The sequence below is a fragment of the Sulfitobacter sp. M13 genome (assembly GCF_053474885.1).
The window spans coordinates 380,188-399,488 of the sequence record NZ_CM130281.1 but is presented as its reverse complement, the minus strand read 5'-3'; the positions used below and the strand labels follow the sequence as shown (position 1 = coordinate 399,488).

General features: G+C 59.8%; 19 protein-coding genes. 8 read left to right on the top strand and 11 right to left on the bottom strand.

What is annotated here, in order from left to right:
* Positions 1-113 precede the first annotated feature (113 nt).
* The 4 genes from ACVBAU_RS01850 to dnaQ are packed head-to-tail and all read left to right on the top strand — an operon-like array spanning position 114 to position 2,812.
* Positions 114-713, top strand: coding sequence for a Maf family protein (locus tag ACVBAU_RS01850; protein ID WP_138924641.1), 600 nt, complete (start codon positions 114-116; stop codon positions 711-713).
* Positions 710-1,543: a shikimate dehydrogenase gene (locus tag ACVBAU_RS01845; protein WP_448327567.1), complete on the top strand. Its 834-nt coding sequence runs from the start codon at positions 710-712 to the stop codon at positions 1,541-1,543. The genes ACVBAU_RS01850 and ACVBAU_RS01845 overlap by 4 nt, the downstream gene beginning before the upstream one ends.
* Positions 1,543-2,133, top strand: a complete 591-nt coding sequence (gene coaE, locus ACVBAU_RS01840) for a dephospho-CoA kinase (protein ID WP_448327565.1) — start codon at positions 1,543-1,545, stop codon at positions 2,131-2,133. Before ACVBAU_RS01845 ends, coaE begins: the two co-directional genes overlap by 1 nt.
* Positions 2,126-2,812 carry a DNA polymerase III subunit epsilon gene (dnaQ, locus tag ACVBAU_RS01835; RefSeq protein WP_335744720.1) on the top strand — a complete coding sequence of 229 codons (687 nt, stop codon included), beginning with the start codon at positions 2,126-2,128 and terminating at the stop codon, positions 2,810-2,812. Before coaE ends, dnaQ begins: the two co-directional genes overlap by 8 nt.
* On the opposite strand, the gene secB is transcribed toward dnaQ, so the two are convergent.
* Positions 2,809-3,300, bottom strand: coding sequence for a protein-export chaperone SecB (secB, locus tag ACVBAU_RS01830; RefSeq protein ID WP_448327563.1), 492 nt, complete (start codon positions 3,298-3,300; stop codon positions 2,809-2,811). The genes dnaQ and secB overlap by 4 nt on opposite strands.
* Before the next feature lie 61 nt (positions 3,301-3,361).
* Entirely contained in the window at positions 3,362-3,856 is a 495-nt protein-coding gene (locus ACVBAU_RS01825; protein WP_448327561.1) for an FxsA family protein, read from the bottom strand.
* Positions 3,857-3,958: 102 nt separating this feature from the next.
* Between ACVBAU_RS01825 and ACVBAU_RS01820 the strand changes: the two genes are divergently transcribed.
* The 3 genes from ACVBAU_RS01820 to ACVBAU_RS01810 are packed head-to-tail and all read left to right on the top strand — an operon-like array spanning position 3,959 to position 6,248.
* Positions 3,959-4,618 carry a Tim44/TimA family putative adaptor protein gene (locus ACVBAU_RS01820; protein ID WP_138924649.1) on the top strand — a complete coding sequence of 220 codons (660 nt, stop codon included), beginning with the start codon at positions 3,959-3,961 and terminating at the stop codon, positions 4,616-4,618.
* Positions 4,619-4,656: 38 nt separating this feature from the next.
* A complete protein-coding gene (mltA, locus tag ACVBAU_RS01815; RefSeq protein ID WP_448327559.1) occupies positions 4,657-5,652 on the top strand; it encodes a murein transglycosylase A in 996 nt (331 codons plus the stop codon).
* Positions 5,649-6,248, top strand: a complete 600-nt coding sequence (locus ACVBAU_RS01810) for a Smr/MutS family protein (protein WP_448327557.1) — start codon at positions 5,649-5,651, stop codon at positions 6,246-6,248. The genes mltA and ACVBAU_RS01810 overlap by 4 nt, the downstream gene beginning before the upstream one ends.
* Before the next feature lie 6 nt (positions 6,249-6,254).
* Here ACVBAU_RS01810 and ACVBAU_RS01805 read toward each other — a convergent pair whose 3' ends face one another.
* Genes ACVBAU_RS01805 through hslV form a run of 3 tightly spaced genes read right to left on the bottom strand, consistent with a single transcriptional unit; the run spans position 6,255 to position 9,375 of the window.
* Positions 6,255-7,475: an MFS transporter gene (locus ACVBAU_RS01805; protein ID WP_448327555.1), complete on the bottom strand. Its 1,221-nt coding sequence runs from the start codon at positions 7,473-7,475 to the stop codon at positions 6,255-6,257.
* Between the two features lie 38 nt (positions 7,476-7,513).
* The gene (gene hslU, locus ACVBAU_RS01800) at positions 7,514-8,821 is read right to left on the bottom strand and encodes an ATP-dependent protease ATPase subunit HslU (RefSeq protein ID WP_448327553.1); all 1,308 of its coding nucleotides are present in this window, start codon (positions 8,819-8,821) and stop codon (positions 7,514-7,516) included.
* Positions 8,818-9,375, bottom strand: coding sequence for an ATP-dependent protease subunit HslV (gene hslV / locus ACVBAU_RS01795; protein WP_138924654.1), 558 nt, complete (start codon positions 9,373-9,375; stop codon positions 8,818-8,820). The genes hslU and hslV overlap by 4 nt, the downstream gene beginning before the upstream one ends.
* Before the next feature lie 74 nt (positions 9,376-9,449).
* Between hslV and ACVBAU_RS01790 the strand changes: the two genes are divergently transcribed.
* Entirely contained in the window at positions 9,450-10,415 is a 966-nt protein-coding gene (locus tag ACVBAU_RS01790) for a phosphotransferase (RefSeq protein ID WP_448327550.1), read from the top strand.
* A 36-nt stretch (positions 10,416-10,451) separates the two neighbouring features.
* Here ACVBAU_RS01790 and trxA read toward each other — a convergent pair whose 3' ends face one another.
* Genes trxA through tsaE form a run of 6 tightly spaced genes read right to left on the bottom strand, consistent with a single transcriptional unit; the run spans position 10,452 to position 19,280 of the window.
* Positions 10,452-10,772, bottom strand: coding sequence for a thioredoxin (trxA, locus tag ACVBAU_RS01785; RefSeq protein ID WP_093732802.1), 321 nt, complete (start codon positions 10,770-10,772; stop codon positions 10,452-10,454).
* 38 nt (positions 10,773-10,810) lie between these two features.
* Complete coding sequence (gene addA / locus ACVBAU_RS01780; RefSeq protein ID WP_448327548.1) at positions 10,811-14,188, bottom strand: double-strand break repair helicase AddA; 3,378 nt, start codon at positions 14,186-14,188, stop codon at positions 10,811-10,813.
* On the bottom strand, positions 14,185-17,148 hold the full coding sequence (gene addB / locus ACVBAU_RS01775) for a double-strand break repair protein AddB (protein WP_448327546.1): 2,964 nt from the start codon (positions 17,146-17,148) through the stop codon (positions 14,185-14,187). The genes addA and addB overlap by 4 nt, the downstream gene beginning before the upstream one ends.
* Positions 17,141-17,833, bottom strand: a complete 693-nt coding sequence (locus tag ACVBAU_RS01770; RefSeq protein ID WP_448327544.1) for a nucleotidyltransferase family protein — start codon at positions 17,831-17,833, stop codon at positions 17,141-17,143. The genes addB and ACVBAU_RS01770 overlap by 8 nt, the downstream gene beginning before the upstream one ends.
* Entirely contained in the window at positions 17,809-18,822 is a 1,014-nt protein-coding gene (locus ACVBAU_RS01765; RefSeq protein ID WP_448327542.1) for an aminoglycoside phosphotransferase family protein, read from the bottom strand. The genes ACVBAU_RS01770 and ACVBAU_RS01765 overlap by 25 nt, the downstream gene beginning before the upstream one ends.
* On the bottom strand, positions 18,810-19,280 hold the full coding sequence (tsaE, locus tag ACVBAU_RS01760; RefSeq protein WP_448327541.1) for a tRNA (adenosine(37)-N6)-threonylcarbamoyltransferase complex ATPase subunit type 1 TsaE: 471 nt from the start codon (positions 19,278-19,280) through the stop codon (positions 18,810-18,812). The genes ACVBAU_RS01765 and tsaE overlap by 13 nt, the downstream gene beginning before the upstream one ends.
* Positions 19,281-19,301 lie beyond the last annotated feature (21 nt).

Sequence of the window (19,301 nt, the reverse complement as noted above, 5' to 3'; positions counted from 1 at the left end):
AAACATGAAATTCCGGCTGGAGGGCATGGGTTTTCCCGACGGTTTTGCGGACCCTCGCCATTCGGGGGAAAAATCCCTAAGAACTTCCTAGCGTCGCACACAGGTTTATCCACATGCCCCAACGTCTCATCCTCGCCTCCGGCTCGTCGATCCGGTCACAGTTGCTGCAACAGGCTTGCGTCCCTCACGAGGTGAGCGTCGCGCGAATTGATGAACAAATGATTAAGATGGCCCTGCTGGCAGAGCAGGCGCCCCCACGTGACATCGCCGATACACTGGCAGAGATGAAAGCCCGCAAGGTCAGCGACAAGACCCCCGGTGCGTTGGTACTGGGCTGCGATCAGGTGCTCGACCATCGCGGCACGCTGCTGTCGAAACCCGCAACGCCCGACGAAGCGATTGCGCAGCTGAAATCCCTGCGGGGTGATCGCCATAGTTTGTTGTCAGCTGCGGTTATCGTCGAAGATGGCAAACCGATCTGGCGCCACGTGGGTCAGGTCCGGTTGCGGATGCGCGATGCTTCGGACGACTATATAGAAGACTACGTTGCGCGAAACTGGGACAGTATCCAGCACGCGGTCGGTGCCTATAAGCTGGAGGAAGAAGGCGTCAGGCTGTTCACCGGCATTGAAGGGGATTACTTTAATGTCCTAGGGTTACCTTTGCTTGAACTGTTGAATTATTTGACGCTACGGGGGGATCTATCCGCATGAGCCTGGCCAAAATACCGCTAGCAGGTGTGATCGGGTCACCGATTGCCCATTCGAAATCCCCGCAGATACACGGGCATTGGCTGAAAACGCTTGGCCTGCAAGGCGCCTATATCCCGCTACACGTCGAACCCGAAAATGTGCGCCAAGTCCTAGAGACGATGCCGAAAATGGGGTTTGTCGGGGCCAATGTCACGATCCCCCATAAGGAAGCCGTGATCGAGATCGCGGACATCATTACGGACCGTGCGGCGATGATTGGTGCGGTGAATACGATCACCTTTCGCGCCGATGGCAAAATCCAGGGCGACAATACAGATGGCTACGGGTTTATCGAAAATCTGAAAGCCGGTGCGCCGGATTGGGTGCCGTCGTCTGGCCCCGCATGCGTGTTTGGCGCTGGTGGCGCTGCGCGGGCCGTGATTTGGTCGTTGCTGGATGCAGGTGTCCCTGAAATCCTGCTCTCCAACCGCACCCGAGAGCGGGCTGAACGCCTGCGGTCGGTATTTGGAAACCGTGTTACCGTCTATGATTGGTCGCAGATGGGCATGATGGTGGGCCACGCTGCATTGGTGGTGAACACCACGTCGCTTGGGATGATTGGCAAATCAGAGCTGCGCGTGCCGCTGAACGGGCTGCGCGCAGATACGGTCGTTACGGATCTCGTGTATGCACCGCTAAAGACAAGCCTTTTGGAAGCGGCAGAAGCGGCAGGATGTGTCACTGTTGACGGCTTAGGCATGCTTTTGCATCAGGCTGTGCCGGGGTTCGAACGATGGTTCGGCACGCGCCCCACAGTGGACCACGAAACACGCTTGGCGGCGTTGCGCTGATGTTTCTACTGGGCCTGACCGGGTCGATCGGTATGGGGAAATCGACCACCGCAAAAATGTTCGCTGAACTGGGATGTGCCGTTTGGGACGCCGATGCCGCGGTACATCGCCTTTATGCCCAGGGCGGCGCCGCAGTTTCTGCCTTTCAAAAGGAGTTGCCCGATGCCGTCGTCGCGGGCGAAGTGTCACGACCCGCGCTGAAAAACCTGATTGATGCGGACCCGACCGTGTTGAAAAAGATCGAAGCCATTGTGCATCCGTTGGTTGGCGAAGACCGCGCGGCCTTTCTGGCCGATACCAAGGCAGAGATTGTCGTGCTTGATATTCCGTTGATTTTTGAAACCGGCGGTAACAAACGCATGGATGCGGTTGCATGCGTCACTGTTTCGGAGGAAATCCAGCAAAAGCGGGTGATGGAACGCGGCACAATGACGTTGGAACAGTTCGAAAACATACGTGCGAAACAGATGCCAAACGATGAAAAATGCGCCTTGGCCGACTATGTGATTGAAACAGACACCCTGCCCCACGCCCGTGCGCAGGTGCAGGCCGTCATCGACAATATCAAAGGAAAGCTTTCCCATGCGTGAGATCGTGCTGGATACGGAAACCACCGGATTCGACCCTCAAAGCGGCGATAGGATCGTAGAAATTGGCGCGGTTGAGCTAATGGGCCACGTGGCGACCGGCAATACGTACCACCAGTATATCAATCCCGAACGTAGCATGCCCGCCGAGGCATTCGAGGTGCACGGGCTGGGGGATGATTTCCTGCGCGACAAACCCAAATTTGCGCAGATCGGGCAGGAATTTCTGGATTTTATCGGCGATTCAAAGCTGGTGATCCACAACGCGGCTTTTGACATCAAATTCCTGAATGCTGAACTCAAGTGGATGGGCCTGCCCCAGATCCCGTGGGAACAGGCGCTGGATACGCTGGCCATCGCACGCAAACGCTTTCCTGGCTCACCGGCGTCGCTGGATGCGCTGTGCCGTCGTTTCGGCATCGATAACGCGTCGCGTACGTTGCACGGGGCTTTGCTTGATAGTGAAATTCTCGCGGAGGTGTATCTTGAACTGATTGGCGGGCGGCAGCCTGATTTTGGTCTGTCGACCAAGCCAGAGCGCAAAGAAGGTGATACCACCCCCGACTGGGCGCCCAAACCGCGCCCGACGCCCCTGCCCTCGCGGATTACCCCGCAAGAGACTGCCGCCCATACCGAATTTGTCGATAAACTGGGCGACAGCGCTGTGTGGAAGACGCTTTAGGCGTCTGCTTTTTGCGTATTCTCTGACTGACGGCGCGCGATTTCGTTGCGATACAGCGCGACAAAGTCGATGTTCTCGAGGTTCAGCGGCGGGAAGCCACCGTCACGGGTCACATCGCTGACAACACGGCGCAGAAACGGGAAGATCATGCGCGGGCATTCGATCAGCAGGAACGGGTGCATCTGATCTTCTGGCACGCTCTCGACGTGGAAAATCCCGACATAGTCGATTTCAAGCAAGAACAGCGTTGCGTCGCCGCCTTTGGCCTTTGATGTCACCTTGAGCTTGATCGCGGATTCATACTGATTGTCAGCAGACCGCTTTTTCGCATCCAGATTGACCTGAACCTGCACGTCTGGCTGCACATCCGTTGGCGCGCCCTTTTGTGCCATGATGTTTTCAAACGACATATCGCGGATGAACTGACCCAGGATGCGCATTTTCGGCTGTGCAGCTTGGGTCGGTTGTGTTGCTTCTTCTTCAGCCATTCAAAGGCTCCTTAAGACTAAAAACTCATTTCGTCGGGCTTATCAGATCGCTTGGCCGCGCTCAATGGTCTGTCCAGCCAGACGGGCGCTTGGGCCCGCGGTCCTGCTCTGACAGCTCGTGATATTCGCCGTCGATGACGTCGCCCTGCATCGGACGATGGGGCTGCGGCCGTCGGGGCCCGGTGGTGCCGCCCATGTGAACACCAGATACGCTAACCTTGCTCCGGACCGCTTTGAAGGCAGCCGTGCGCACGCCCGGTATCAAAAGGGCAAAGCCGATAGCATCAGTGAAAAAACCCGGGGTCAGCAGCAAGGCACCGGCAAACAGGATCATCGCGCCATGCACCAGCGGTTCGGTCGGATCGCGGACTTCGGACAGGGATGATTTGATCTGGCCAAGTGCCAGCGCCCCCTGTGCGCGCATCAGATAGGTGCCGATAATCGCTGTCGACACAACAATCGCCAAGGTCCAGCCGAGGCCAATCGCCCCACCCACTTGAATGAACAACGTTATTTCTATCAGCGGTACGGCAATAAAAGCTAAAAACAGCCACATGGCAGGCGTCCTTTCCTATGGGCCAGAGTGGACTTGGCCCTGTTCACACCCTACATAGGGGCACTAGACCGACGTTTCCATGTTTCTTAGCACGAGGTACCTATGAATTCGCCCATGATACAGCTTCTGGTACTGGCCGCTATTGCCGTGTTCCTGATCCTGCGCCTCAAGAATGTGCTTGGCACGCGCACCGGTTTCGAAAAACCGGCTGAGGTCAGCGAGAAGCCTGAACGCCCCACCGGCCCCGCATTCGAAGTGATCGAAGGCGGCCCCGATCTGGATATCACCGATCACGCGCCCGAAGGGTCCGACACAGCGCTCGCCCTGGCCGAGATGAAACGCATTGAGCCATCCTTTGGCGTCAGCGATTTTCTGGGCGGTGCCCGCGGTGCCTATGAGATGATCGTGATGGGCTACGAGCATGGCAACCTCGACGACATCAAACCCTTCCTGTCGGAAGAGATCTACGAAAGCTTTGTCGAAGGCGTCGCCGCACGCGAAGATCAGGGCCTGACCGTGGAAAGCCATTTCGTCGGCATCCGCGAGATGGAGCTTGAAAGCGCCACGATGGACAAAACCACCAACGAGGCGGAACTGACGATCCGTTTCGTAGCCGAGCTGACGTCGGTCGTGAAAGACCGCGACGGTGAAATCGTCGAAGGCAGCGCGACAGCGGTCAATCGTCAAAAAGACACATGGGTGTTTGCTCGTGTCATGGGCTCGGATGATCCAAATTGGCTGCTTGTTTCTACAGACGGTTAAAAAGTGCCTGTGCGGGTGCATTTCTGTGGGCGGGCCTGATGGCTCCGCCCGCTTCTGCGACCGATGTGTCCTATAGCATCCTGTCTTATGACCAGCTTGACGGCTGGGAAACCGACGACCATGCCGCAGCGTTGCGCACCTTTGTAAACACCTGCGGCGATATGAAGAGCGTGGATTGGCGCAACATCTGCGCCTATGCCAAGTCCGATCCCGATCCGCGCCAGTTCTTTGAACTGCTGTTCCGGCCCGTGTTGATCGAAGACGGCGCCGAGGCGATGTTCACCGGCTATTTCGAACCCGAACTTGATGGCGATCTCTACCCGTCTGACCGCTATCGCTATCCGGTTTATGCCATGCCGCCAGAGGCAAAAGAGAATAACCCATGGCTGCCGCGCCGTGATATTCTGGACACTGATGTGATGAAGGGGCGCGGCCTTGAAATCGCCTATGTTGACGACCCGGTAGAGCTTTTCTTTCTGCAAATTCAAGGGTCTGGCCGGATAAGGTTGCCCGACGGCAGCTATCGGCGCGTGGGCTATCGTGGTGCGAACGGCCACCCGTACCGGTCGATCGGCGTCGAACTGGTGCGCCGTGGCGTCTATGATCCGCATCAGGTCAGCGCCGAGGTGATCAAGAACTGGGTCCGGCGCAACCCCGAAGACGGGCGCGAACTGCTGTACCACAATCCGTCCTATGTGTTCTTTCGCGAGGTCAGTCAGGTGCCCGCCGACCAAGGGCCGCTCGGCGCGATGAACCGGTCCGTGACAACCCTACGCACCATCGCCGTTGACCCCAAGTTTATACCGCTCGGGGCGCCTGTCTGGATCGAAAAACAGGGCAGTGAACCGATGCACCGCTTGATGATCGCGCAGGACACCGGTTCGGCGATCAAGGGCGCTCAGCGGGCGGATGTGTTCTTTGGCACCGGTGACGAGGCGGGCCGTGCCGCCGGAAAGCTGCGAGACCCTGGGCGAATGATGGTATTGATGCCGATCCAGCGGGCTTACGCTCTCCTGCCGGAGCCACTGCTATGACCCGAAAACGCTTGAACAAGGATGATCTTTCCCTTTGGAAAAAGGTGGCAGAGCGGACAGAAAAGCTGGACGTCGACAAGCTGTTCCGTGCCGAAATCGACGGCGCCACTGCACTTAAGGGCCCTGGCCCGACGCCGCCGCAGATCCGCAAGACGACCTCTGTCCTGCTGGGCAAGCCCAATCCCAAACCACGGCGCAACACCCATGATCTGGTGCCTTCGTTGCCTGAACAATTGCGCCAGTCGCCGGTTCAGATGGATTCAAAAGCCTTCGGCAAGCTCAAGCGCGGCAAGATGCGCCCCGAAGGCCGGATCGACCTGCACGGCATGACGCTGGACCGCGCCCATCCTGCCCTGACCAAATTCATTCTCGGGTCTCATGCCAAAGGGCGGCGCCTTGTGTTGGTGATCACCGGCAAGGGCAAGATGCGCGACGAAGGCGGCCCTATCCCCGTGCGCCACGGCGTGCTGCGCCATCAGGTGCCGCAATGGCTGTCGATGCCGCCGCTGTCGTCTGCGGTGCTTCAGGTCAGTCAGGCGCATATCAGCCACGGCGGTGGCGGCGCCTACTACGTTTACCTGCGCCGCCACAGGTAAAAATCCCTAGCGGGCTACCAGCCGCTTGCGATACAGCAGCACACCGGCGGTCGCCATGATCGCTGCGATGACATAATAGATCGCGATCGGGATCATCTGCTGCGGAAAATCGACGCCCAGATCAATGAAAAGCCCCGTGACACCCGGCCCAATGGCCGATCCAAAGACCATCAGCGCGGCCCCCACGGCCTTGATCGATCCGATATAGCGTGTGCCATAGAATTCGGCCCAGAACACAGAGGTCGCGGTCGCCTGCATGCCCTGCCCCACGCCAAAGATCATCAACCCCACACCCGCCATTGCAATGGTATCGGCAAAGGCCAGCACCGCGAACGCCACGGCAAAGGGCACCATCTGCAAGGGTGTCACCCGCGTCACGCCGAACCGGTCAATGGCCCAGCCCGACACAAAGGTCGAAATCACGGATGTCACGGTATAAAGCGGCATCAGCGCGACAAAGCTGACCAGCGTCCAGCCCTTCACCTCTGTCAGGTGGACCTGTTGAAAGAATAACGCCGTGCCCCACGCGGCAGGCCCGATGACCAAGGGGATCATCAGCCAGAACAACCCGTGCCGGAACATCTGCAACCGTGTCCAGTGTTGGCCGTCCATCCCCGCCGATTGCGTGCTTTGCGCCATGGATTGCGGCGTCCGTTCCTGCTGCAGCAATAGTAGCATGACAGGCATGGTGATCACCACCAGCACGGCCGCCAGCACCCATAGGCTGCGCCAGTGGAAACTGGCAAAAAGGGCTACGAATACAACGGGCAAGATCGCCTGACCCGCTGCAAACCCCATCGACGACAGGGACAAGGCCTTGCCGCGCGCGGCCTCGAACCAGCGGACCATGGCAACGGCACTCAGCTGGGACATCATCCCCTGACCCGTCAACCGCAGCGCATAGATGACAAAGATCAGCGCGATCCAGTTCGGCACGGCAGCCATCGCCAGACAGGCCCCCGCCAACGCGACCATCACCCAGAACGACAAACGGCGTACCCGAAACCTGTCAGTAAGCACACCGGCCCAGACCATCGTGATCGCCGATAGCGTGGTGCCGATCGTGTAAATGCCGCCCCATTGCCCATCAGACAGGCCAAAGCTGCCCTTAATCTCGCCTGCGAAAAGCGAGATGAAATAGGTTTGCCCATAGGCCGACGTGAATGTCAGCAGGAAACCCGCCAACAAGAACACCCAATTGGCGCGGATAAATCTGAAGTATGCCATGCGCCATCCTTCTCAGGCGCATGGCAGATTGAAAAGACCTAAAGAACGTAGCGCGACAGATCGGTGGATCGAGTCAGCTCGCCCAGATTCTTTTCAACGAAATCGCCGTCGACGGTGATCTTTTCGCCGGTGCGATCCGGCGCAGTGAACGACAGCTCTTCAAAGACGCGCTCCATCACGGTGTACAGGCGCCGTGCCCCGATGTTTTCGATGGACTGGTTCACATCGGCCGCAATCTTGGCCAGTGCCCTGATGCCTTCGTCAGTAAAATTGACCTCGACTTCTTCGGTGCCCATCAGCGCGGTATATTGCAGCGTCAGCGCGTTATCGGTTTCGGTCAGAATACGAACAAAGTCATCTTCCGTCAGCGCACGCAGTTCAACCCGGATGGGCAAACGACCCTGCAATTCGGGCAACAGATCCGACGGTTTGGCAATGTGGAAGGCACCCGAGGCGATAAACAGGATATGGTCAGTTTTCACCGGACCGTATTTCGTCGACACGGTGGTACCCTCGATCAGCGGCAGCAAATCGCGCTGCACGCCTTCGCGGCTGACATCACCGCCGCGCGCGTCAGAGCGGGCGCAGACCTTGTCGATCTCGTCCAGAAACACGATGCCGTTCTGCTCCACAGACTCGATTGCCGCGCGGTTGACGGTTTCGTCATCCAGCAGCTTGTCGGCCTCTTCGCTGATCAGTACCTCGTAACTTTCGGACACCGAAAGACGCTTCTTGACCGTGCGACCGCCCATGGCTTTGCCAAACAGGTCGCCAATGTTCATCATCCCCATGCCACCGCCGGGTTGCCCGGGGATATCCATGGTGGGAAACGGGCTAGAGGTGTCGGCGACTTCAAGCTCGATCATCGTGTCGTCCAGCTCGCCCGATTTCAGCTTTTTGCGGAACATGTCGCGGGTGCCTTCGCGGGCATCTTTTCCGGCAATCGCGTCCACCACGCGTTCCTCCGCGGCTTTATGGGCGCTGACCTTCACGTCTTCGCGCATGTGTTCGCGGATCATCACAATGGCACTATCGATCAGGTCGCGGATAATCTGTTCTACATCGCGCCCGACATAGCCGACTTCGGTGAACTTTGTAGCTTCCACCTTGAGGAACGGCGCCCGCGCCAGTTTTGCCAGCCGGCGGCTGATTTCGGTTTTACCGACGCCGGTGGGCCCGATCATCAGGATGTTCTTGGGGTATACTTCGTCGCGCAGGTCATCGCCCAACTGCTTGCGGCGCCAGCGGTTGCGCAGGGCCACGGCCACGGCTCGTTTGGCGTCGTTCTGGCCGATGATAAAACGATCAAGTTCGGATACGATTTCGCGGGGGGTAAGATCGGTCATTGTGAGATTTTCTCCACCGTGAGGTTGCCATTGGTATAAACGCAGATGTCAGACGCGATCTTCATCGCGTCGCGGGCGATGGTTTCGGCGTCGCGGTCGCTGTCCATCATGCCGCGCGCGGCGGCCAGTGCATAATTCCCGCCCGACCCGATAGCCGCGACGCTGTGTTCGGGTTCCAGCACGTCGCCCGCGCCTGTGATCACCAGCAGTTCTCGCCCGTCCGTCACAATCAGCATCGCCTCGAGCTTTTGCAGGTATTTATCGGTGCGCCAGTCCTTGGCAAGCTCGACACTGGCCCGCGCCAATTGACCCGGCGTCGCCTCCAGCTTGGCTTCAAGCCGTTCCAGCAGCGTGAAAGCATCTGCGGTAGAACCGGCAAAGCCCGCGACAACGTCAAACCCACCGGGGCTGAGACGGCGCACCTTGCGCGCGGTCCCTTTGATGACGGTCTGGCCAAGGCTGACCTGACCGTCGCCCGCGATCACGACTTCGCCGTCTTTCTTCACACCGATGATGGTGGTCCCGTGCCAGCCGGGGAATTCTTGCTTTGACATGTAGCCTCCATAGTTCAAACCTATATGAAAACCCCGCCGCTGTTTCGCAAGGCTATTGTCCGGAAAGGATTTGAATGCCCCCGGTAGACGCCCTTAAAGTCGAGGCTTTTCAAGTGTTTGGCAGATTGTCCGGAAAAGCGGGTCTCGCGGCAGAAACCTACGTGTGTGGCGCGGAGTGGATCAAGGACGATCAGAAACAACGCCAGATCGTGCAGCGGTATGACGGGCGCGATGGTGCTGCTGTGGTGTTGAAATATGTCACACGTCCTGCGGATACCGACCGGTTCACCAAGATGCTGGTGGCGCATCAGGCGGCCTGTGACGCGCTGGACGGGATACCCGCCTATACGGTGCCGCAGATATTGGCGGCGGATCACGAGGCGCAGGCCTATCTGATGCGCTTTGCCAAGGGGGACACGTTTCTGGACCTGTGTCGAAAGACAGAAGATCACGCGCCCTTGCTGCGCCGTGCCGGTGGCTGGCTGGCGGCGTACCACGGGGCCACGGTGCAGGGCACACGCCCGTTCCAGCCGCACTTCATGGTCAATCACCTGCAGCGGTTGGTGGCGCGTATCGAAAGCGGCCAGCGTCGCATCAATGGCAAGCAGCGCTTTGCGGCTTATGTGGACCGCATTGCCGATTATGCGCCGCAGGCCCAAGGGCACGCGGGCAGCATCGCGGCCAAACATGGTGATCTGAACGGGCTTAATCTGGTGATGTCAGTGGATGAAACTGCAGCATTCGACTTTTCAGCGACCACGCCATCGCCTGTGGGATATGACATCGCGCGACTGCTGCAAAGCTACACCCAGATGGTCGGAGACCTCGACGCGTTGCCCAAGCGATACGCCGTACCCCCCGCCGCATGGGAGGCATTTTTCCAAGGATACACCTTTGTGCCGCCCGATGATCCCACGGTGCAATTCCTAACGCGGGTGCAGATTTTAACCGACTGGAACCGCATTCAGGAACATGCCTCGCTCGCCAATGTGATGCGGTTCGAGCGGATTAAAAAAATAGCGCGCCAAGCTTTTGCCTGACGCGCCAAATAATGTGCTTGCTACGGGTGCGGTAGCTTAAATCGACTCTTCGATCCAGCCTTGCAGTGCCGCCTTTGGGCGGGCGCCGGCCAGGTTTGATACGACTTCACCATTCTTGAAGATGAACAGGGCAGGGATGCCACGCACACCCATCTGGGCGGGGCTGTTGGGGTTTTCGTCAACGTTGACTTTGACGATCTTTACCTTGCCATCCATCTCGGCGGAGAGTTCCTCCAGCGCGGGGCCGATTTGCTTACAGGGGCCGCACCATTCAGCCCAGAAATCCACCACGACGGGGATATCGGAATTCTTAACTTCTGCGTCGAATGTTGCGTCTGTGACTGCGACGGTTGCCATTTTGCTGCTCCTGCACGGGGGTTGGTTAGAATGGGAACCTATGTAGCCCCATGCGTCCCGTCAAGATCGCGCACCCGCGATAGGGCGTTTGTGATCAGTGCATCGGGCAGTTCCATCAGCGCAGCAGTACGCGTCCACAAGATCGCAGTGCGAATACGGTGGTCGGGAAACACCTGCGCCAGTGCTGCGGCATAGGCACCCATCTGGCGCAGAATCCCTTCGGGACAGCGATCCGGCGTGTCTGGCACCACGCGGTTGGTTTTATAATCCACCAGCAACACATCCGTATCGGATACGAGCAGCCGGTCGATTGTACCATGCAGGCGCGCGCTGCCCAACGGCGCAGTAATCGGGACCTCTGCGAGCGCATCCTTGCCAAAGACATGCGCAATGGCGGGCGTATTGAGCACGGCAATCGCCTCTTTCAACGCAGCCTGAGCTGTCACATCATCATACCCTTGGGCTAAGGTTTGCAGCACGCCGTTCCACCGGTCGCTTTGCATCATCGGCAGTGTTTCCAGCATCTTATGGACCAGATTGCCGTATGACTTCGCCTCTGCCTCTGACTGGCCATCGTCACCGGGAAGGGCTTTGGCACCACCCAGGTCTGAAGGGGCCATCGTCTTGGCACGCTCGGGGATATTGGTGAGGGGCGTGCTGAAAATAGGCTCTAATAAAGGCTTAATGTCGGTTTTTGATGCAGTATCAACCACCGGCAGCGCATCCCAGTCGCCGTGTTCAAAGCGCATTCCGCCCGAGCTGCCTACCGGTTTTGCACCGGCCTGACCCATGGCAGCGCCGACCATCTGATACCAGCTATTGCCATCTTTGGGCAGATCACCCGCTGCGGCGACGATCAGCCATTTTTCGGCGCGCGTCATCGCCACGTAAAGCAGCCGCAGCCGTTCCGCCATTTCGCGCGCTTTGCGGTCGTCCAGCGCACCGCGCATCGCGGCCGGCATGTCACCTTCGGAAAGTTTCCACACAGGCGTGTCGCCGATTTTGATAATTTCGTCGCGGATCACCAACGGGCGCTTGCCGGTATCCGGCAGGATCACGATCGGTGCCTCAAGCCCCTTGGCCCCGTGCACGGTCATCACGCGCACCTGATCTGACGCGTTATCAATCTGGCGCTTGATCTCGAGGTCGTCGGTCTGCATCCACACCAGAAAACCGGTGAGGCTCGGGATCGCGCCGCGCTCATACGACAGCGCCTGCGAGAGCATGGCGTTGATCCCGTCTTCCGCCTCTGATCCCAGCCGCGCCAGCAGCTTGCGGCGCCCGTCGTGGCGGGTGAGGATGCGTTCAATCAGGTCATAGGGCCGCAGGAAATCGACCTGCGCCCGCAAATCCCGCAAGATCGCGACGGTTTCAGGATATGCGTCGCTGCTGCGCAACGCCTGCCACAGGTGATCTTCCTTGCGGTAGTGGGACAGGGTGAACAACATCTGCTCTGTCCAGCCAAACAGAGGCGATTTCAGCGCCGTCGCCAGCGACAGGTTATCCTCGGGCGTGGCAAGAAACGACAGCAGCGCCGCCAGATCCTTGACCGCCAGTTCGGCCCCGACCTTGAGCCGGTCGGCCCCCGCAATAGGGACACCGGCGGTCTTGCAGGCGCGAATGATTTCTGAAAACAGATCGCTGCGGCGTTGCACAAGGATCAGGAAATCGCCCGCACGGATGCGCCGTCGGGCAAAGGCACCCGGGGTGTCGGTATCGACGGGCAAATAATGGTCGCCCTCGATCAGTTCCTTGATCTGGGACGCGACCTGGTCGGCCAGAACGACCGCATGGTGATGCGCAGATTTCTGATCCACCGGATCGGACCATTCACGGTCATCGGCCTCGTCTGTCTTCTCGACCACGGGCCATAGATCGACACGGCCGGGCAGGGCGGATTTGAACGCTTTATGCGCGGCGTCTGCCTGAAACCCTGCGTCGGTATGGGGGGCCAGCGTCGTATCTACCAGTTGCAGGATCGCCGAGGACGATCGGAACGAATACTCAAGGCTGCGCCGCTGGAAGGTCTGGCCGGCTTGGGTGATTTTTTGCTCGAACAGGTCCTGTTTGTGGTCGAATTCACGCGGGTCGGCGCCCTGAAAGGAATAGATCGACTGCTTTTTATCACCGACGACAAACAGCGTGCGGTCTTCCTCTTCGCGGGCACCATCGCCGCTATAGAACTCATCGGCCAGCCGTTCGATCACATCCCATTGGCGCGGGCTGGTGTCTTGCGCTTCATCCACCAGAATATGATCAATGCCACCGTCGATCCGGTAAAGCACCCATGCCGCAACCGCCGGATTGGTCAGCAACGCCCGTGCCTTGAGGATAAGATCATCAAAATCCAGCCAGCCGCGTTTTTGTTTCTCGCGGGCATAAATCTCGAGGAACCGCTGCGCAAATTGGTGCAGCACATGGGTCTTCTGCGCAGCTCGCAGTGCCAGCCGCGCGTCCCGGGCATCTTCGACCCGTCGCATCAGATCATCGACCTGCGGCATCAGATCAAACAGCAGCTTTTGGGTCGGTTTGGTGGGCAGGGTGCCGACCTTAGCGGTAAAGGGTTCCTTGGCGCCCGCACCAGTCAGCATCACGTCTTCCAGAACGGGCAGGGCGGTGATGCCCATCGTCTGGATCGTGGCAAGCTTTTCCGCAGCCTTCCCGTCCAGCCCACCCTTGGCCCGCATCGGTGGGATCAACTGTTCAAGGATCATCGCCTCTGACCCCAGAAACACCGAAGCCGTGATTTTTTCTTCGGTCAGATCGGCGGGGTGGTCGAACAGCGCCAGCACATCTTCCCACGACAATACATCGGCAAAACCTTCGCGTTGGCCGACGATACTGCGGGTGAGCTTGCTGAAATCCTCGCCCGTGTACATCCGTGCCAGCGTGGTGATCAGGGCGGCATCGTGACCCTCGGCCATGGTATCGACAATCTCGGCCCGCAACAGATCGGCGGCGCGGTCTTCGATCTCGGTGAACTGCGGGCTTACCCCTGCCTCTAGCGGAAAGCGCCGTAATAGAGACGCACAAAACGAGTGAATGGTCTGGATCTTCAGCCCGCCCGGGGTTTCGATCGCGCGGGCAAACAGCGTGCGGGCCATGCGCAGCTTTTCAGGGCTAAAACCGTCCTCGACGCCCAGTTCAGACAGCGAATGGCGCAGGTCGGTATCTGTCAGCATCGCCCATGCGCCCAGCCGTTTGAACAGCCGGTTCTGCATCTCGGACGCGGCGGCTTTGGTATAGGTCAGACACAGGATATGCTGCGGCTCAACCCCGTTCAGCAACAGCCGCGCCACGCGGTCGGTCAGCACGCGGGTCTTGCCCGACCCCGCATTCGCCCCCAACCAGGTCGAAGCATCAGGCCGCGCCGCGTCGATCTGGGCGCGGGTTGCGTCGTCAAAGGGGGCGGTCATGTCAAATCCTCCGGCGCAGGTTCGGTCGTGGCATCCCACTCTCCAAACCGCGCCAACTGGTCGTAATCGCCCTCAAAATCCGTGGTCTTCACCATCCGGCGCGAGGTAAAGCCTTGTTCATCAGACAGATAGCTGGTGATCAGCGCGTGCAGCTTGGCCAGAACCTCTGCCGGTGGTTCGTCTTCCAGAGGCGCAGGGCGTTCTACCGGCTTGCTGCCCAACCCGATATAGGCGGCTTGGGCGACGGGGGCAGGGCCGATTTCCTTGAACCCGCCTTCTTCGACCATGGCGGCCTCTAGCAGCAACTGCTTATCAAAAGCTTTCTGTTCAGCCACGCTAGGTGGTGTGCCGGTCTTGTAGTCATAGATCAAAATATCGCCATCTTCCGTCCGGTCGATCCGGTCAGCATAGCCGGTGAGGGTAAAGCCCAGATCTGCGAAACTATGGCTGCCTTTGGCGGCTTTTTCAAACGCGGCAGGGGTGGAATAGCTTTGTCGCTGCGTCTCGTTCTCGATGAACCAATCGGCGATGCGTTCGATCTTGGTCAGCCACATGACACGGGCGGCAGGCCAGGGGGCTTCGGTCTCTAACACGGTTTTTGCCGTCTCTAGCAAGTGCGATTTCGTCAAAAGCGCGGGGTCTGCTGTCACCGATTTGATGAAACGTTCCATGATTTCGTGCACAATGATGCCACGGACAGGGGCGTCGGGCGACTGCACCAGCGGGTTCAGCGCGCGCAGTTTGAGGCTGTGTTTGGCGTAGATCGCATAAGGGTCGCGGATCAGACGTTTGATCTCTGTCACCGACAACGCGTGGGGGCGCGCGGCACGGGGCGGGCGCGGTGACGGGCGCGGCGCGGGTGTCACACGGTCGACGGTTTCCAAAGCGCGCGCCTGATCCAGCCAGTGATCGCCGCGTCTGATCATCGCCTTCCACGCCGCATCACCACCCTGTGCGGGCAGACCGTTCAGCAGGTTGCCTAGACGGTTCAGCCAGCGCGAGGGCACGGTTTCCGCCTCGTCCGACCGGATCGCGCGGGTCAAACAGACCTCGGGCGCGGCGATGGATTGTTGATAGTCATGTGCAGACAGGCCAATCCGCCGTTCAGGCAACAGCAATCCGGCCTTCAGGCGCATCTGGCGATTCAGCCAAGGGTCCGGCGGCGGCGCTTCGGGCCAGACGCCGTCGTTGAGCCCGCCAAGGATCACCAGATCGGCGCCCTGCACGCGGGCCTCTAGCGTGCCCCAGATCATGACGTTTGGATGCGGCGCGTCGCGGTCGCGGATTTCGCCCTGTTGCAGCAGCGCGCCGACCAAATCGGTGTAATCCGACGCCGACATTTCGCCGCCATAGGGCGCGTTTTCGGCAAGGTCGTTCATCACCTTTGCCGCCTCTTCGCCCGCGTGGTGCTGCCACAATCCGTTGGGCTGGCTTGGCGCGGCACCGTCGGCGATGGCATCGGCCAGCGCCATATGCAGGGCGACCCATTCTTCCAGTGGCCGGTCGCCTGTTAGTTCACAATCGGTCAGGTGGGTGCCGACCCAATCGGCCCAAACATCCATCTGCGCAGGATCTTTCGACCGCGATACCGTCTTGCGCGCCAGTCTCAAAACCCCATCTGCATCGGGGTAGGGCAGCCCGTCGCGGCGCAGTTGCAGTTCAAGCCGCTGAGTGTTGAGCTGGTGGATGTTGCGATCCCCGCCACTATGGGTCAGCGGGTGCTTCAGCAAGGTTAACAAGGCCTCTGAATCGAGCTTACGCAGGAACAGATCGCCCACGTGACGCAAAAAACGACCCGGAGGGGACAGGTGCAGCGGCAAGCCCGCGCTGTCGTCGGGCAGGATATTCCAGCGGTCCAACGCCGAGGTGACCTGACGCGACAGCATCCGGTCGGGGGTGATCAGCGCGGCGGTTTTGCCGTCTGCCACCGCTTGACGCAAGCGCAGTGCAATGGCCAGCGCTTCGGCACGGGGGGTGGGGGCCTGAATCAGGGTTAACCCTTCGGTGGCTTCGTGTAGATCGGGCAGTTTCGGCCCTTCGGTCAGCCAGACGTGGGTGACAGGGGCAGGGCGCAATGACAGCGACACCAAAGCGTTACGCGCGGCAGAGGGGGGCGGCGTGTCGGTCCAGGCCTCGATCTTGCTGCGCGACATTTCAAGCCGGCACAGCAGATCGCGGAACCGGTATTGCGGGTGATCCTGCGCGATCTTTTCCTGATCCTCGCCCAGATCGGTCCAGACCGCCTGTGGCATGTCGAAACAGAAACCCGGTAGCACCAGCGCACCTTGGGGCAGCTTTGCCACTGCTTCCATTAACAGTGCCGAGGTCCCCCGTGATCCGGTAGAGCCGGCGACAATCACCGGATGCTGTGGCGGGTTTTCTTGCCAGTCCGCAATCAGCCGCAACGCAACCTGCCTTTGCCGCGCGCGCGGATCAGGACGGGTAACGCTTTCGCCCAGATAACGATGCGCAATATCAAGGAATTGTTTCGCGCGTTCCCAGTGGCCAGACTGGTCGCTGACATCCAGCTCGGTTACCGCCTCGACTGGCACGCCTTCGCCCTGCATTTCATCGATCAACTGCGCTAGGCTATCCGAAAGGTCATAAAGCGACGCCCGTGGGGCAAGCTCGGGTGCTTGATCCAGCAGTTTCGACACCAAGGTTATCAGCTCTAACCGGCGGCGTAGAGCCGGACCAGGCCGCGGCAGATCAACGCCGGTCCCCAGGGTATCAAGGTTGTCGATCAGGTGGATGCGCGGCAGCAGGCTGGCCGGACCGGCATCGAAAATTTCGCGCAAGCGGCGTTGCATCCGGCGGGTGTTCACCACCAGATCGATGCGCCCGATGGCGTGGGCGGGCTGCCCTAAGAGCCGCGAAAGCAACCCGCCCACCAGTTCCTTGGGAAAGTCGACACCGGGGGCCAGCCCGAAAACGCGCGGGTCGTCTTGCGGTTCAAACATCGGCGGCGTCCAGCATATCTTCGGCAAGGGTGATCCCACCGGGGTGGCCCACATCGCACCAGCGCCCGGGGTATGCCAGCCCGTACATGCGCCCACGGTCCAGCATCACGTCCCACAAGAGGTTAAGCGAGAAGGCACGCTCTGAAATCGTCTCTAACAGGTCGGTTTTGATGATCTGGACCCCGCCATAGACGACACCCGGCCCGCGTTTCAGCTGACCGTCGGCATCCATCGTAAAGTCGCCGTCACCGGCGTGACCCACAGCCTGCGCCACGGGCACGCCCATTAGCAGTGCGTCCATCTTGGCAGGGTCCCATGCATCCGCCAGTAACGACAGCGGGTTGGGGCCGGCCCAGATCGCATCGGTGTTCATGGTAAAAACGGGCCCGTTGCCCAGCAGCGACAGCGCATTGCGCAGCCCGCCGCCGGTTTCCAGAATATCAGGCTGTTCCACGATCGTTTGCACATCGCGCCCTGCAAGGTGCTGTAGCAGCGCGTCGGGTTTATAGTGCAGGTTCACGACAATGCGTTCCGGCGCGATACCGCGCGCCAGATCTAACGCATGGTCGATCAGGGGGCGCCCCGCGACGGGGATCATCGGCTTGGGCTGGTCTTTGGTCAAATGCTGCATCCGCGTGCCAAACCCGGCGGCAAACATCATTACGGCTTTGGGGGCGTTGCGCATCTGGCTTTTAAATCCTCTAGAAAATCGGGGGTCGGCGTGGGGAGCGCGGCGTGCAGCACCTTGGCCAGCGGTTCAAGCGCCGGATCATCAAGGTTGCGCTGCACATATTCCCAAACACGGGGGACGAAATCGACATAGTGCGCTTTGCCATCGCGCAGACACAGCCGCGCAAATATCCCCAAAATCCGCAGGTTTCGTTGTAGCCCAAGCAGAGCATAGGCGCTGCGGAACGCTGTGCCGTCCTGCCCGCTGTGCTGGATGTAATGCGCGATCATCTCGGCCTCGACGGCTGGGGCAACGTCGCGCCGCGCGTCTTGCAGGATCGACACCAGATCATAGGCGGGATGGCCTTGCAGTGCATCCTGGAAATCCAGCAGCCCGACGCGGGCAGAACCGGAACGTTCGGGAAGCCACAACAGGTTTTCAGCGTGATAGTCGCGCAGGATGATCACGCGGGGAGCGCTGTCCAATATGCGCGCCAATGGGGTGAACAATGCGTTAAACTCTGCCGCGGCGTCGCTGTCGGGGGCGTACCATTCGAACACCATTTGCGCCGCGTCTGTCAACCAGTCCGCATCACAAAGCGGCAGATCGGGGTGCGGTGCCTTGTGCAGGTGCAGCAGGCAATCTGTCGCAGCAGTATACAGCGCATGCGTCATCGCGGGCGTCTGGATCATCAAACGTGCGAACAGGTCATCGCCCAGATCCTCGATCAGCAGAAAACCATTATCGATATCTTCGGCATATACCTCGGGCGCGCTGGCACCTTGTGTGCGCAGCCAGTTGGCGATGCGGATGAACGGGCGCACGTCTTCGCCTTTTTCGGCGGGGGCGTCCATGAGCACAGCGGTGTTGCCGTCGGGCTTTGTCAAACGGTCATACCGGCGGTTCGACGCGTCGCCGGCCAGCAGATCACGCCGCGCCAGCGCCCATCCCGCATCGGCAAGGAAGCTCTGGATGGCGGTTATACGGTCGGTCATTTGCGCCATGCCCCCAGCTTTTCGTGCCATTTATCGTCGTTCCACGTGGCAGACAGCCGCCGTGTGTCATCACCAGTGACAGTCAGGGTCAGGTTCAGCGCATCTTCGGGGCGCACATCGCCCAGCCGGTCGGGCCATTCCACAAGGCAGATGGCATCGCTGAAGGCATCGGTCAGCCCCAGCTCTTCGATCTCGTAGACGGAGGTCAGCCGATAGAGATCCGCATGCCAGATCGCGGCATCGCGGGTGTCATAGGTCTGCACCAGCGTAAATGTGGGCGAGGGAACGTCTTCGGGCACGTCGAGCAAGGACTGGATCAATGCGCGGGCGAAATGCGTTTTGCCCGCGCCGACGTCGCCGGTCAATAAAACAACGTCGCCTGCTGTCAGCACGCGCCCTAGCGTCACGGCCAAGCGGGCGGTTTGGTCTGCGTCCTGCAGCGTAAGATCAAGTGCGTGTGATGCCATGCGGCAAGGATACTTGTCCGC